This is a genomic window from Roseibium sp. 10G30-5 (genome assembly GCF_055809635.1).
Map to the genome: position 1 here is coordinate 723,213 of NZ_CM147918.1, position 13,213 is coordinate 736,425.

General features: G+C 56.9%; 13 protein-coding genes. 1 reads left to right on the forward strand and 12 read right to left on the reverse strand.

Going from position 1 to position 13,213, the window contains the following annotated elements; all coding sequences use genetic code 11:
• The first annotated feature begins 153 nt into the window (after positions 1-153).
• A complete protein-coding gene (locus AC0L7U_RS03705) occupies positions 154-318 on the forward strand; it encodes a hypothetical protein (protein WP_473693914.1) in 165 nt (54 codons plus the stop codon).
• A 117-nt stretch (positions 319-435) separates the two neighbouring features.
• Here the strand turns inward: AC0L7U_RS03705 and AC0L7U_RS03710 are convergent, their stop codons facing one another.
• The 12 genes from AC0L7U_RS03710 to AC0L7U_RS03765 form a co-directional block, all read right to left on the reverse strand.
• A complete protein-coding gene (locus tag AC0L7U_RS03710) occupies positions 436-2,781 on the reverse strand; it encodes a pyrroloquinoline quinone-dependent dehydrogenase (RefSeq protein WP_473693916.1) in 2,346 nt (781 codons plus the stop codon).
• A 67-nt stretch (positions 2,782-2,848) separates the two neighbouring features.
• Complete coding sequence (locus AC0L7U_RS03715; RefSeq protein ID WP_473693918.1) at positions 2,849-3,232, reverse strand: hypothetical protein; 384 nt, start codon at positions 3,230-3,232, stop codon at positions 2,849-2,851.
• Between the two features lie 334 nt (positions 3,233-3,566).
• Complete coding sequence (locus AC0L7U_RS03720; RefSeq protein ID WP_473693919.1) at positions 3,567-4,586, reverse strand: RluA family pseudouridine synthase; 1,020 nt, start codon at positions 4,584-4,586, stop codon at positions 3,567-3,569.
• 149 nt (positions 4,587-4,735) lie between these two features.
• Positions 4,736-5,125 (reverse strand): fluoride efflux transporter CrcB, encoded by a 390-nt coding sequence (crcB, locus tag AC0L7U_RS03725; RefSeq protein ID WP_473693921.1) that lies wholly within the window; start codon positions 5,123-5,125, stop codon positions 4,736-4,738.
• Positions 5,126-5,305: 180 nt separating this feature from the next.
• Complete coding sequence (locus tag AC0L7U_RS03730) at positions 5,306-6,163, reverse strand: DUF3376 domain-containing protein (RefSeq protein WP_473693922.1); 858 nt, start codon at positions 6,161-6,163, stop codon at positions 5,306-5,308.
• Positions 6,164-6,173: 10 nt separating this feature from the next.
• Positions 6,174-6,398 carry a hypothetical protein gene (locus tag AC0L7U_RS03735; RefSeq protein WP_473693924.1) on the reverse strand — a complete coding sequence of 75 codons (225 nt, stop codon included), beginning with the start codon at positions 6,396-6,398 and terminating at the stop codon, positions 6,174-6,176.
• Positions 6,399-6,420: 22 nt separating this feature from the next.
• A complete protein-coding gene (locus tag AC0L7U_RS03740; protein ID WP_473693926.1) occupies positions 6,421-7,038 on the reverse strand; it encodes a hypothetical protein in 618 nt (205 codons plus the stop codon).
• Positions 7,019-7,699: a patatin-like phospholipase family protein gene (locus AC0L7U_RS03745; RefSeq protein WP_473693928.1), complete on the reverse strand. Its 681-nt coding sequence runs from the start codon at positions 7,697-7,699 to the stop codon at positions 7,019-7,021. Before AC0L7U_RS03745 ends, AC0L7U_RS03740 begins: the two co-directional genes overlap by 20 nt.
• Positions 7,700-7,837: 138 nt before the next feature.
• Positions 7,838-9,142, reverse strand: a complete 1,305-nt coding sequence (locus tag AC0L7U_RS03750; RefSeq protein ID WP_473693930.1) for a replication-associated recombination protein A — start codon at positions 9,140-9,142, stop codon at positions 7,838-7,840.
• Positions 9,143-9,160: 18 nt separating this feature from the next.
• A complete protein-coding gene (locus tag AC0L7U_RS03755) occupies positions 9,161-10,633 on the reverse strand; it encodes a DegQ family serine endoprotease (RefSeq protein WP_473695643.1) in 1,473 nt (490 codons plus the stop codon).
• A 350-nt stretch (positions 10,634-10,983) separates the two neighbouring features.
• The gene (locus AC0L7U_RS03760; RefSeq protein ID WP_473693932.1) at positions 10,984-12,729 is read right to left on the reverse strand and encodes a methyl-accepting chemotaxis protein; all 1,746 of its coding nucleotides are present in this window, start codon (positions 12,727-12,729) and stop codon (positions 10,984-10,986) included.
• Positions 12,623-13,165, reverse strand: a complete 543-nt coding sequence (locus AC0L7U_RS03765; RefSeq protein ID WP_473693934.1) for a hypothetical protein — start codon at positions 13,163-13,165, stop codon at positions 12,623-12,625. The genes AC0L7U_RS03760 and AC0L7U_RS03765 overlap by 107 nt, the downstream gene beginning before the upstream one ends.
• Positions 13,166-13,213 lie beyond the last annotated feature (48 nt).

A 13,213-nucleotide genomic window follows, 5' to 3' on the forward strand; every position in this document is an offset into this window, starting at 1 on the left:
CAACTCAACGGAGAACCTCTCTGGTTGTTCCTTTTTTCGAACACATACATGCAGAAAATGTGACAAGGCCCCTCAGAGGTCCTGCGCCACTTTCAATGCTGCCCTGCACAGGCTATCAGAAGAGGCCATGACACAGCCGGAGCTTACCAGACCTTGACCAAATTGATCCTTCTCGTTCTGGCAGCCCTCGCCGCAGTGCAACTCATCAAGCCGTTGGGCTGGCCCGGCTTAAAAAAACGCTCGGATGCGTGGAAGCTGGCACTTGGAGGACTCGTGCTGGTATTTCTCGCCGTCATGCTTCTCAGCGTCACACAATAAAGGCCGCCGTTTCCAAGGGCTTTCACCGCAGTGCAGGCGAAACATGAAAAAGGCGAGCCGAGGCCCGCCTTTTCCGTCATATCCCTTGAGAGATCATTTCAGATCGTCAGGTCCGCCTCAGTTCTTTTCAGGCAGCGCATAGGCAACGAGATAATCGCCAACCGGTGTCTTCATGAAGTGATGTCCGGTGGCCGCGATGGCCACATATTGACGGCCATCCACCGCATAGGTGATCGGGTTGGCCTGACCACCTGCCGGCAACTCCACACTCCACACGACCTTGCCAGTTTTCATGTCGATAGCCCGGAACAGATCATCCGTGGCAGCCCCGATGAAGATCAGACCACCTGCCGTCACAACCGAACCGCCATTATTGGGGGTCCCGATCGGGATCGGCAACATGCTCGGAATACCGAACGGACCATTGCGACGTGCTGTGCCCAAAGGCTTGTCCCAAAGGGTCTTACCGGTGTTCAGGTCGATGGCCGTGATCCCGCCGTAGGGCGGCTCCGAACACGGCATCCCGGTCAGCTTGGACTGCCAGCCCGCATTAACCTGGATGGCATAGGGAGTCCCCGTCTGCGGATCGCCAGCGCCTTCGGCCTTACCCGACGACTTGTTATCAGTCTCATAGATCGGCTTCAGACCCATCTTGTCCGCCGTCTTGCGCGGGATCAATTGGTTGTAATTCGGGATATTGTTGTAGTTCGCAATGATCACGTCATTCTTGGGATCAACCGCGAGGCTACCCCAGTCAGAGCCACCGTTGTAGCCAGGATATTCGATCCACGGCTTCTTGGCGCTTGGCGGTGTGAACATGCCATCATAATTGGCCCGTGCGAACTGAATGCGGCACCAAAGCTGATCAATCGGAGTTGCCCCCCACATATCTTTTTCACGCAGCTTGTGCTTGCGCAGGTTGGCGAACTTGGACACCGGCTGGGTGTCTGCCAGATCCTCAGATTCAACACCGCCCTTGGGAGCCTTGACCTGACCGACCGGGAACAGCGATTTGCCCGTACGCCGGTTGAGAATATAAATATCCCCCTGCTTCGACGGCAGGATCAGGGCTGGCACCATGTTGCCGCTCTTGGGATCTTTCATGTTGATCAGCGTAGGCTGCGAGCCAAGGTCATAGTCCCAAAGGTCAAACTTGACGGTCTGGAAATGCCATACCGGCTTGCCGGTCGTGACATCAATCGCCACCAGCGAGCTGGAATATTTCTTTTCCTGCTCAGTGCGGCTCTTGCCGTAGTAATCGACCGAGTCATTGCCAAGTGGCAGATAGACGTAACCCAGCTTTTCATCCGCCACCGGTGCCGTCCACATGTTCGGCGTGCCGCGGGTGTAAGTGTCTCCCTTGGGTGGCAGACCATGACGATCCGGATGCCCCATATCCCAGGCCCACACCAGCTTGCCTGTTTCTGCGTTGAAACCACGAATGACACCGGAAGGGCCTTTCTTGGCCTGTCCGTCCTTCACCTGAGCACCCGTCACGATAACGCCGCGCACCAGTGCTGGAGGTGCCGTCACCGCATACCAACCAGGCACTTTCTTGCCGATGCCAGCCCACAGGTCGACCTGCCCCTTGTCACCAAAATCAGGACAAGGCTTGCCAGTCTTCGCATCCACCGCAATCAGGCGCGCATCAATCGTGCCTTCGATGATGCGGGTCTTGCACAACGCGCTGTCATCCAGTTTCGGCGATGTATATGCCACCACACCACGACAGCTTGCGCTGTAAGGAATAGCCTCATTCTTCACCTTCGGATCATAGCGCCAGATCTGCTTACCCGTTGCTGCATTCAGGCCAACCATGATGTTCTTGGCCGAACACATATACAGATCGTTGCCGATCTTCAGCGGTGTGCTTTCAGCCGCATATCTCCCCTTGGCTGAGCCTTGAGGCATGTCCCCAGTGCGATAGGAGAACACGCGCTGCAACTTGGACACATTGTCCGGAGTGATCTGATCCAGCGGTGAATAGCGCTGGGCCGACATACTACCACCGTAGTAAGGCCAGTCGATGCCAACCTTGGACACCTGCATCGCCTTCTTTGACGGGATCTGAACCGGCTGATCTGCGGCCGCTGTCTCCTGATTATCACCGGATTTCACCACCGTTGCCGCGGTTGACCCCTTGGGCTGGCTGGCTGGCGCATCGCCTTCTTCAACACTTTGCCCATACTGGTTTTTGGTACTGGCATCATCCGTTACATCACCGGACGACGACTGACCATTGCTCTGATTTGCAGCAGACGGCGTGGTCATCGGTGCCTTGGCGGCGTTCTCGGGGCTGGTCGGCACAATGCCGGTCGTATCGGAATTCTGCGATGAGTTCTGGGTCTGACTTGCCGACCCGGATGATGTCGCGTCTGTCGCTGTTTGGGCGAAGCTTGGCGTCGCAATGCTGGCGACCATCAAGCCACCGGCCATAAGGCCAATTGAAAGCCGAGGGAACATGCCTCTATCCTTTCTCGATTAAAACGGGTGCGAACCGGCCCTTTTCAGGTCGGTCGAACGGTCTGGCCTAGCGTCTGGAGGAACGACGCAAAACGGGGATTGTCAGCAGCACGAAGATCAAAACGATCGTCGGCGACAACAGGCGCGGCACCTGCCCCCAGAAATCAAGCCCGACTTCCCAGAAGGCCCAGACCAGAGTGCAGACCCACGTCAAAAGATAGATCGGGATTGCTGCTGGCGAGAGACGGAACAACAGAAAGCTTGTCAGAAGCAGGCCAAGCCCGGCAGGTGCATAATAGAAAGATCCACCCAGATACATCAGGTAGAGACCGCCGAAGAAAATCGGCAGACCAAACACCAGCAGAACAGCCGCCAGCACCCAGGTGGCCCAGACACCTGCCCCCCGGCTTCTGCGCTCTTCGCGGTAATCATGAGAAACAGTTGTGGTCATGCAATCGGGTCCTTCTGCGAGTGTCCGCAAGCCCCTGAATTCGGCAGAGCGGACATGGCAAGGCGCACGGCAAAACTCCGCACGGACGTGCTCACGTTTGTGTGATGCTCTCTTCCTTGAACGCAGGCCAGGTGCGCTCGTTCCCAAGAAATGCCATAAAAAGCTCAGATGACCCGCCGCGTCGCGTATTACCTCCCCCACCAGACAATCGGTTCCACACAAAGTTGCGCAGTCGCGCCTCCTCAAGCGCAAACGGGGCCCTTCCGCAGAAGAGCCCCGTCGTGAAATTCAGTCGAGATAAACGGCATGCGACTGAGAGCGCGGCCGTGCCGTGTTAGCGCTTGATCAGCGTTTCATCCGGATCATCTTCTTCCGGATTATAGTCAGAGGCATTGAAGCCAAGCAGGTTCCAGGTCTGTTGCATGTGCGGTGGCAAAGGAGCCGACACATCAATCTTGCCATGGCCTGAAGGATGCGGAATGACAATCCGGCGCGCCAGCAAATGCAGACGGTTCTGAATGCCGCCGGGCAGTTCCCAGTTCTCGATATTGAAATACTTGTCATCACCGATGATCGGATGGCCAATATGAGCGGCATGGGCACGCAACTGGTGCGTTCGTCCCGTAATCGGCTTCATGGTGACCCACGACAGTTTCTGACCGGATTTCTCAAACACCGAATAAAGCGACACAGCATGTTGAGCATCGTCATCGCCATGACGTGCCACTTTCATGCGTTCTTCTTCCTCGGACCGTGCCAGATAGGTGGAAATGCGACCCTGAAACGGCTTGGGAACGCCTGCAACCATGGCCCAATAAGTTTTCTGGGTGTTGCGATGGCGGAAGGCCTTGGTCAACTCGGATGCAGCCTGACGGGTCTTGGCCACAAGAATGATGCCTGACGTTTCCCGGTCCAACCGATGCACAAGACGTGGCTTGTTGCCCTTCTGGTCTGTGAAGGCATCCAGCATGCCATCCAGATGCCGTTTGAGGCCAGAGCCCCCTTGCACCGCCAGACCGGCCGGCTTGTTGAGGACCATGACCTTGTCGTCCTCAAACAACATCATGTCTTCGATGGCCTTGCGGTCATCGTCAATCAGCTTGGTCGATTTGGGACGTGCATTGCGCTTGTCATCGGCATGCAATTCAACACCAAGTGGTGGAATACGGACGATCTGACCTTTGGAAACACGGCTGGAGCTTTCGGCCCGCTTGCCATCAAGGCGAACCTGCCCGGTGCGCAAAAGCTTTTGCAACCGCCCGAAGGCCAACCCCGGGTAATGGACCTTGAACCAACGATCAAGGCGCATGTCCGCTTCATCGGCGGTTACTTTCTTTTGCTCAACTTCAGCCATCTGGATCTCTTAACCTGCACCGCGTGCAGAATGCTACGCGGGCGCGCACCTGTGGATCAAGCGCAGCGCAACCCGCCGTATAGGCGCTCTCAGGCGCGGTGGAAACCCCTTCCTACAGAAAAGGTCTCAAGGAAACGTCAGCGTTGCGCTCAGGAAGCCACAACCTGTCGGGAGATGTAAAGACCGGCGAAGACCGCCGCAAACGACACAAACAGTGACGCGGCCACATAAAGCAGAGCCATGGCACTGTTGCCGCGGTCCCACATATTGGCAACATCCAGCGAGAACGACGAAAATGTCGTGAAACCACCAAGGAAGCCGGTAGCGATCAGATATTGCAGAGAACGCAGGCCGGGGCCGCCATCCTGTTTTGTCAGCCAGCCAATAAACAACCCCATGATGAGCGATCCGAGAATGTTCACCGTCAAAGTGCCATAGGGAAAGTTCGGCCCGAACCAGCGCAAGGTCATCAGCCCGACGATGTGGCGCATTCCCGCGCCCAGTCCACCACCGACGAAGATAAGAAGAAGATGTTTCATGTTTCGTGTCCGTTCGCGGTCCGCTCACCCGCCTCCGACACATGTTGCACCTTCGGATGATTGGGTCTTTTGTTTGATGCCTGACATTCCTTTGGCCAGATCAGGTCGCGCGCATCGACAAATGCCTGCCCCGCGCCGTCACCTGAAAACATCAAGGGCTTGACGCTCGTTTCCCACGCCTCAGCGCATTTCGTCAAGTGTTTGAAGCAATTGATCGGCAAGTTCGCCATGATCGACAAGCTTGTCGCGCTCATCGTGCAAGATGGCAGAGGCAATCTTGCACCGCATCCGCCGCTCTGCATCGCCGGACAAGGCGCCCCCCCCAGCCGCCGATTGCACGATGGAGATCAGCCGATCTGCAGCGTTCAGCCGTCCCCACATATAGTCATGCTCACGCCAGCTACGGTTGAAAAACGCACCAAACGTATTGAGGGCACTGCCTCGGAGCCGGAAATCAGGCTCGACCAGCATCTTGCAATCCGCAGGGCTGATGCGGTCCACGAGTGTCTCACTCAGTTCGGAAAAATCATTGCTCTGCAACACAGGAAAGCCAACGAGATCATAGAAGGCGAAGCCGATATAGGTTGCAAGCAAAGCCTGATGCACCCGAGGTGACAGCGCCTTGCGGGCATCTTCCGCCAACATGCGATCATGTTCGATATCAATGTCGACAAGTCCCATGCGTTCAGTCAAGCGCTGAAGAAGATCATCGAGAGGTGCGCCCAATTCCCCATCCTGCTGCTGCAAGGCCTCAGCAGCATTGCCTGTCAGCCCTTGCCCCACCAATTCTGTCAGCAGTACCTGAAAACCTGCATCATAATGCTGCGTTTCCCAACGCTCGCCCAGCCGGTCGATTTCCTGATACAGCCGGTTCTTGAAGTCGTCCAACGCTTCCGGGTTATCGCCCGGCTCGTCCCCCTCCGGCCTGTCATACATGCCGTTGAGCGTACGGATAACAAACCGCAGGCGCCGGATCCGAAAATCAACGTCCAGTGCCTTGCAGAATATCCAGAATATCGGCGACCGTATCACTGGCATGGGCGTCACCCTAGGCCTCGGCACGCCGGGCAAAGGCCTGTCCGATGAACTCTTTCAGTTCGTGTGCATTGAGCGCCTGATCCGGCGCACCGCTCATCTTTAAAAGCAATGTGGCGACCTGTTCACCCAGTGCATGCAATTTCAAGCTCTGATAACTGAGAAAGGCATAGCCTGCTTGCGAATAAGCGGCCTGATTGGCAGCCGTCCGCGCCTTGAACAGCGTCGCGGCCGTCATTCTGCCCCAGCGTGGCAAGACCTTAGCGCACCGTGCGCTCCACCACGGCATCCGTCGCCGCCAGATTTTGCGACAACCAGCGGCTGCGGCGATTGCGTTTTTCGATGCGTCGCAATTCTTCGCCGATCGGCTCATTGCGTGGAATATGTGCCATCGACGACATGATCACCCGAAAGAACCCCGGAGGCGCTTCGGAGAGGCTGGCCTCGGCTGGCGGCTTGGGTGGCACCGGATCGACATAGACCAGACGCCGCACCACCTCGCGCGAGGCAGGCCGTGTGCGGATGGTCTCCAGGACGGGCGAAAACGGCTTGTTCATCACAACGCTGCCATCGACAAAGCAACGCCGTTTCACCGCATCGCCTTCCAGCGACAAGCCACGCTTGAGAAAGGCATCCCGGTTCGGCCAGTCAAGCTTGCGGTCCCGTAACACACGATCCATTTCGCCCACGGTCGCAGGAGCAAAAGCACCGGGAAATGACGACGTCGCCCGCGCGGCGAACACCAGCTCGGGCACACTTTCCGGACTGAACTGGCTCTCAAGCCGTCCGCTCCCCATATGGGCCGCTCTGAAATTCAGGATACGGCGATAGTCCCGCTCCTCGACAACGGCCGGATCATCAATGAGAATTTGACGCAAGCGTCCGTGAAAGTCCGTCAGCGTGACAAACAGATCCAGTGCCTTGACCGCGAGGAATGAGCGTGTGCTTTTCATCATAAAAGTCATCCATGTCACGGCATGCATCAAGCAACCAGTTGATATAACGGCTTCCAGAAAAGGGCGGTGAAAACCAGCGTGATTGCAACAGGATGCGCAGTTTTTCTCGCGTTTCGGCATCAAGCTTCTCTGTCTTCAGCCGCGCAGTGACAAGACTTTCGAACACCGACGAAAGACCGGACTTGAGATAACGCCCAAGTCCGCGCTGCGGCTTTGACATGCGGGTGATATCAGCATTTTCCAGCCAGAAGGCGCGATGCGTATCGACCGGCAGATCATGGGTCAAGGCGCGCGCCAGCATAATGCCGTTGACCCCTCCGGCGGACGCTCCCGCGATTGCGTCCACGACGATGCGCACCTGCACGCGCTCGCCCAATTGATCGAGTAATTCCAGATAGGCTTCTTCAACCGCATTCAAGGGACGGTCACGGTTGATACCCACACCATCGCGTCCATCCCGCGCCTCACGCCACACAGAGGCCCGCACGAGATTGAGCACCTCGCGGCTGACGCCGTTCATATAGACGGCCAACGACACCCCACCATAAAACACAAGGGCCAGCCGAAGTTCGATCTGTTTCATGTCACTTTCCCAGATCGTGGCACATAGCTGATAAGTGGAACGCATACCCACTTACGGCAAGGTTAAAGCGCCCTGAAACAGACATAAGCCAACGTTCACCGAGAATCGAACCGCCCGCCCCCAAGGTCGCGCGCAGCTTTACCCGCGTTCACGACGCAGGCGTGACCAATAGTCCAGTCGTTTGCGTAATTCACGTTCAAAGCCACGTTCTGGCGGATCGTAATACTGCTGACGCCCCATCTCCTCGGGGAAATAGTCCTGACCAGAAAAGCCATCCGGCTCGTCGTGGTCATAGCGATACCCCGTGCCGTAGCCCTCGGATTTCATCAACTTGGTCGGCGCATTGAGAATATGTTTGGGCGGCAAAACGGAGCCATTGGCCTTGGCGGATCGCATGGCCGCCTTGTAGGCCATATACACACCATTGGATTTCGGAGCCGTCGCCAGGTAGACCACGGCTTGCGCCAGCGCCAATTCGCCTTCCGGCGAGCCAAGCATCTGATAGGCATCGCGGGCGGCATTGGCCTGCACCAGCGCGTTAGGATCGCCGAGGCCGATATCCTCCACCGCCATACGAATAAGGCGGCGAGCGAGATACATCGGATCCTCGCCACCGTCGAGCATACGACAGAACCAGTAAAGCGCCGCATCAGGGTCAGATCCGCGCACCGATTTATGCAGTGCCGAGATCAGATTATAATGACCGTCCGCACTCTTGTCATAGATCGGCGCGCGACGTTGCACGATCTCCTGAAGACTTTCAGCATCGAAGCGTTCATCCTCGCCCGCGGCTCGCCAGACGTCTTCAGCCAGCGTCAAGGCCGAGCGCCCATCGCCGTCGGCCATGCGGATCAAGGCCGCGCGTGCGTCATCCTGAAGGGGCAGTTTACGCTCTTCCATCTCCTCGGCCCGCTCCAGAAGCTGGGCAACAGAAGCCTGATCAAGCGAGTGAAAGGTCATGACATGCGAGCGCGATAAAAGCGCGGCGTTCAGTTCAAACGAAGGATTTTCCGTCGTCGCCCCCACCAGTGTGATGGTGCCATCTTCCATGACAGGCAGGAAACTATCCTGCTGCGCCCGGTTGAAGCGGTGGATCTCGTCAACGAACAACAGTGTCCCCCGTCCGCCCATGCGGCGGGCTCGCGCGCCTTCGAACACTTTCTTCAGATCGGCAACGCCGGAAAAGATCGCCGAGATCTGCTCAAAAGCCAGGTCGGTTTCGCTGGCAAGCAAACGGGCAACGGTGGTTTTCCCGGTGCCAGGTGGCCCCCAAAAGATCAGAGACCCCAACGTACGGGTGCGCAGCATGCGCGACAATGTTCCCGCCTCGCCAAGCAGATGATCTTGCCCGACCACCTCTGCCAGGCGGGCCGGACGCAAACGATCCGCCAACGGGCGCGGCCCGCTGGCGGAAAGTCCTGATGCTTCAAATAGGTCGCTCATATGCCCCTTTATAAAGGCCTAGCCGCGCAGAACAATACGGGAGACCTTGCCATTGCGTTCAAATTTGATCGCCCAATAGTCCATCTGCTGGTTGGACATCCGCTCCAGGTCCTTGGTGCTCGTCACCTTGTGCTGGTTCAGGCTACGGATAATGTCTCCAGGCTTCAGGCCGACGCGCGCCGCCATACTGTTGGGCTTGACCGATGCAATGACTACACCCTTGGTGCTGAAACTTTGCAGACGCAATTCATCAGCAACGGCAGGCGACAGGTTCATCACCGAAGCCCCTTGAAACGGCGAGTAGGCCGTCAGATCGCGTGTGTCACGCGGCGTGGTTTCAGGTGCAGCCTCCAGCGGCACCTGAATGCTCATCTTGGTGCCGTCACGAATGATGTCAAAGGTCGCTTTGCCGCCCAGATCCTCCGTTGCGAAACGGTAGCCGAAGCTGTTGGGGTCCTGCACCGTCTTGCCATCAACCTCGGTGACAAGATCGCCAACCTTGAGACCTGCCTTGGAGGCCGGCGAATTGTCCATCACCTTTGTGACCAGCACGCCTTCCGGACGATCGAGACCCATGGCAGAAGCAATTTCCGAATTTACCGTCTGCACATTGGCTCCAAGCCAAGGGCGCCGGACCTTACCACCGTGGAGGGCCGCTTCGGCAACGAAGTGAACCATATGCGCTGGAATAGCGAAGCCAATACCGTTTGATCCGCCTGACCGGGTATAGATCTCCGAATTGATGCCGACGAGGTTGCCGTTCATATCCACCAGCGCTCCGCCCGAGTTCCCCGGGTTGATCGCTGCATCAGTCTGAATGAAATAGGAATAATCATTGGCCCCGATCTGGGTGCGCGCCAAAGCCGAAACAATGCCCTGCGTTACGGTCTGGCCGACACCGAACGGATTGCCGATCGCCAGAACAATGTCGCCAACCGACAGGCTGTCTTCAGGTGCAAATTTCAGATGGGCAAACGGCCCCTTGCCCTGAATTTTCAGCACAGCCAAATCGGCTCGCTTATCGTCCAGAACCACCTTGGCATCAAACTCGCGTCGATCTGACAGCGAAATCTTCACCTGTGTTGCCCCGGCAATCACGTGATGGTTTGTGATAACGGTGCCATCCGAAGAAATGATCACGCCAGATCCAAGCGACCGTTCCACACGCTCGCGGGGCTGGCCCATCATACCGCCCTGATTACCAAAGAAATGCTGAAAGAAAGGATCCGCAAACAACGGCGATCTTTGCTGCTGCTGAATAACCTTGCGGCTGGCATAAACGTTGACCACAGCCGACTTGACCCGTTTGACGATGGGCGCAAAGGACAGCTTTACCTGCATGGCCGATTGTGGCACCTGCGCCACCTGACCGGTGCCGCCTGAGGGGGAGGACCCGCTCGATGTAGCGGCAGCCAATTTCAGCGGCGCCGCCGTGTTGCTCGCCTGCGCCCCTTGCGCAGCCGGTTTCGCCTGTTCAAGCACTGCCGGCATCGACCCGGCATCTGTGGAGCGCACACCCGCCCATACGAGCGGCGTCGCAATCACAATACCAACGGCCACACCCAGTGCCGCCCAACCAAGGCGAGGAATGGAACTGAAGTTCTTCATGAGATTTTCCCGTCACCAAGCACTGTCAAATTTCGAAAACGAACCTTCTTTTCAGACATAATCAAAATTACGACGAACACCAGACACGAAGCAAAATCCGTCCAAATTGTAATGTTCCGGACGGCTGCCGTTAAAGTTCAGGGTGCCTGAGCCTGCACGCTCAACGAAAAACGGCTGCCACTTTCGTGACAGCCGCTCGTCTTATCTTGGCAATGAGAACCCTTTGGATCCCCTCAGGCGCTGCGCACCTGCGACAGGAACTTGCGGACATCTTCATCAAGGCGCTCGGCCTGATCAGCCAGAACGTTGGCGGATGTCTGGAATGTATCAGCCGATTCCTTCGCCTCATTCGACATGTCCAGCACTTCGTTGATATCGCTGGAAACCCGCGACGTGCCTTCGGCCGCACGCTGAGTGTTTTCGGCAATGCCCTGCGTTGCGTAGCTCTGTTCAGTCACAGCAGCAGACACTTCAGTCACGGACTGGGTGATTTCGCCAATCGTGTCCTGAATGTCCTTGATTGCAGACACTGCATCGTCCGTCGCATGGCGAATCGCGTCGATCTGCTGCTGGATTTCGCCCGTTGCCTTACCTGTCTGGCTGGCAAGCTCCTTGACCTCGGAAGCAACAACGGCGAAGCCCTTGCCCGCCTCTCCTGCCCGTGCGGCCTCGATGGTCGCGTTCAGGGCGAGAAGATTGGTCTGATCAGCAATATCCGAAATCAACGTCACCACTTCGCCGATGCGGTTGGCCGCCTCGGCCAAGGACAACACCGTGCTGTTGGTCGACTGCGCCCGAACCGTTGCCGTCTGCGCCACATTGGTGGAGCGCTCGATCAGCGAGGAAATCTCATTGATCGAGTTCGACAACTGATCAGAGGCTGCCGCGATGGACTGTACTTCTTCGCGGGCATCGCGCGAGATCTGCACAGCGCGCCCGGCCATCTCTCCGGAGCTCTGTGTGGTCATACCCATACGGCCTGCAGATTCACGCAGCTCGCTTGCCGCCCTTGCAACATTGTCCACAACCGTGCCAACCGACTGTTCAAATTCAGCCGCAAGATTGTGCAACATTTCCTTGCGCTGTGCGTCAGAGATCTTGGCATTTTCGGCGTCACGCTGCGCACGCTGCTCTTGCTGCTCTGCTGCACGTGCTCGGATCGCCACGACGGCACGGCCGATTTCACCGATTTCATCACGCCGACGTGCCGCATCAATGGTGACTTCATTCTCACCAGAAGCGATCATTTCAAGCGCCGTCACCAGGCTCTTCAACGGCTTGGTCAGCCAGCGAGAGAACAGCAATGCGATCATGCAGGCAACAATCACTGTAACCAGTGTCAGCAGCACCATGAAATCACGCATCTGCGTGACGCTCGACAGCGCCTCGGAAACCTTGCGATCCGCAACCACTGCCCAGGTCTTGCCTCCCAATGTGATCGGAGCTGCGGCCATCAGACGTGGTGCGCCATCAAGACCGGTCATGGTGCCGAAGTTCTGTTTGCCAGCAATACTGCTCTGAATGACAGTGTTGTCGACCTTCGCCTTCAACGCTGTCGGCTTCTTGGAGCCAGGAATATCGGTCATCACCGTGCCATCGGTCTTGGTCATATAGACCTCGCCCGTTCGCCCAAGGCCAGCCTTGTCATCAATGATCGACTGGAAGAAGTTGCGATCGACGCGCACCACGATGACACCGCCAAGCTTCGGATCGGCACCAACACCTGCAACATAAGCCGGTTCTGCAATGAACATGGACGGATCGCCACCGCTCAAAGTGTAAGGCTCGTACTCGGAATAAATGTGTTCGCCCGGTTTGGCCTTCAAAGCAGCCTTAAACACATCTGCCAATTGGCTGTTTGCCAAAGCCTCATCATTGACGGAGGCCAGGAAGTCTTTTTCCTTGGTCACCGAATAGATGATCTTGCCCTTTGTGTTGATCGCATACGCATCGGCCAGATCGTTGGTTTTCCAGAGCACTGAAGAAGGTACTGTGTACCCCCTGGTGCCGCCAGGCGTACATCGTCTTACTGTCAGCCCCTGTCAACTTGGCACGCTGCGCAGCGGTTGTGCCTTTTTTCTGGAAATAATCACGCAGCTTGGGAATGTCGGTCGGAAAGTCAGTAACCGCCGAATTCATGTCATTAAAGACTGTCTTGGTGATCGAACTCGTCGCAAGCGCTGTAACCGTGCCATCAAGGCTCGCCAGACTGCGCTTGAGCAACTCTGAACGGCCACGCACCATGGTCTGCAACTCGGACGAGGCAGCAACCTTAAGACCAGCGCGCCCTTGAACATAGCCACCGATACCAACCGCAGCACTGGCTGCCAGACTGATACCAGCCATTAGCACCGGCACAATAATAGAGAGCCGCATCAATGAAATTCGTTTTTTATTGCTTGTAGCGCCAGTCACTGTCGTTCCCCATAGGCATCGCTAAAAATACTGATGGAAATATTGCGT

Coding starts and splice junctions, on each gene's coding strand:
- AC0L7U_RS03710 (WP_473693916.1), bottom strand. CDS start 2,781: ATGTTCCCTCGGCTTTCAATTGGCCTTATGGCCGGTGGCTTGATGGTC.
- AC0L7U_RS03715 (WP_473693918.1), bottom strand. CDS start 3,232: ATGACCACAACTGTTTCTCATGATTACCGCGAAGAGCGCAGAAGCCGG.
- AC0L7U_RS03720 (WP_473693919.1), bottom strand. CDS start 4,586: ATGGCTGAAGTTGAGCAAAAGAAAGTAACCGCCGATGAAGCGGACATG.
- crcB (WP_473693921.1), bottom strand. CDS start 5,125: ATGAAACATCTTCTTCTTATCTTCGTCGGTGGTGGACTGGGCGCGGGA.
- AC0L7U_RS03730 (WP_473693922.1), bottom strand. CDS start 6,163: ATGCCAGTGATACGGTCGCCGATATTCTGGATATTCTGCAAGGCACTG.
- AC0L7U_RS03735 (WP_473693924.1), bottom strand. CDS start 6,398: ATGACGGCCGCGACGCTGTTCAAGGCGCGGACGGCTGCCAATCAGGCC.
- AC0L7U_RS03745 (WP_473693928.1), bottom strand. CDS start 7,699: ATGAAACAGATCGAACTTCGGCTGGCCCTTGTGTTTTATGGTGGGGTG.
- AC0L7U_RS03750 (WP_473693930.1), bottom strand. CDS start 9,142: ATGAGCGACCTATTTGAAGCATCAGGACTTTCCGCCAGCGGGCCGCGC.
- AC0L7U_RS03755 (WP_473695643.1), bottom strand. CDS start 10,633: ATGCCGGCAGTGCTTGAACAGGCGAAACCGGCTGCGCAAGGGGCGCAG.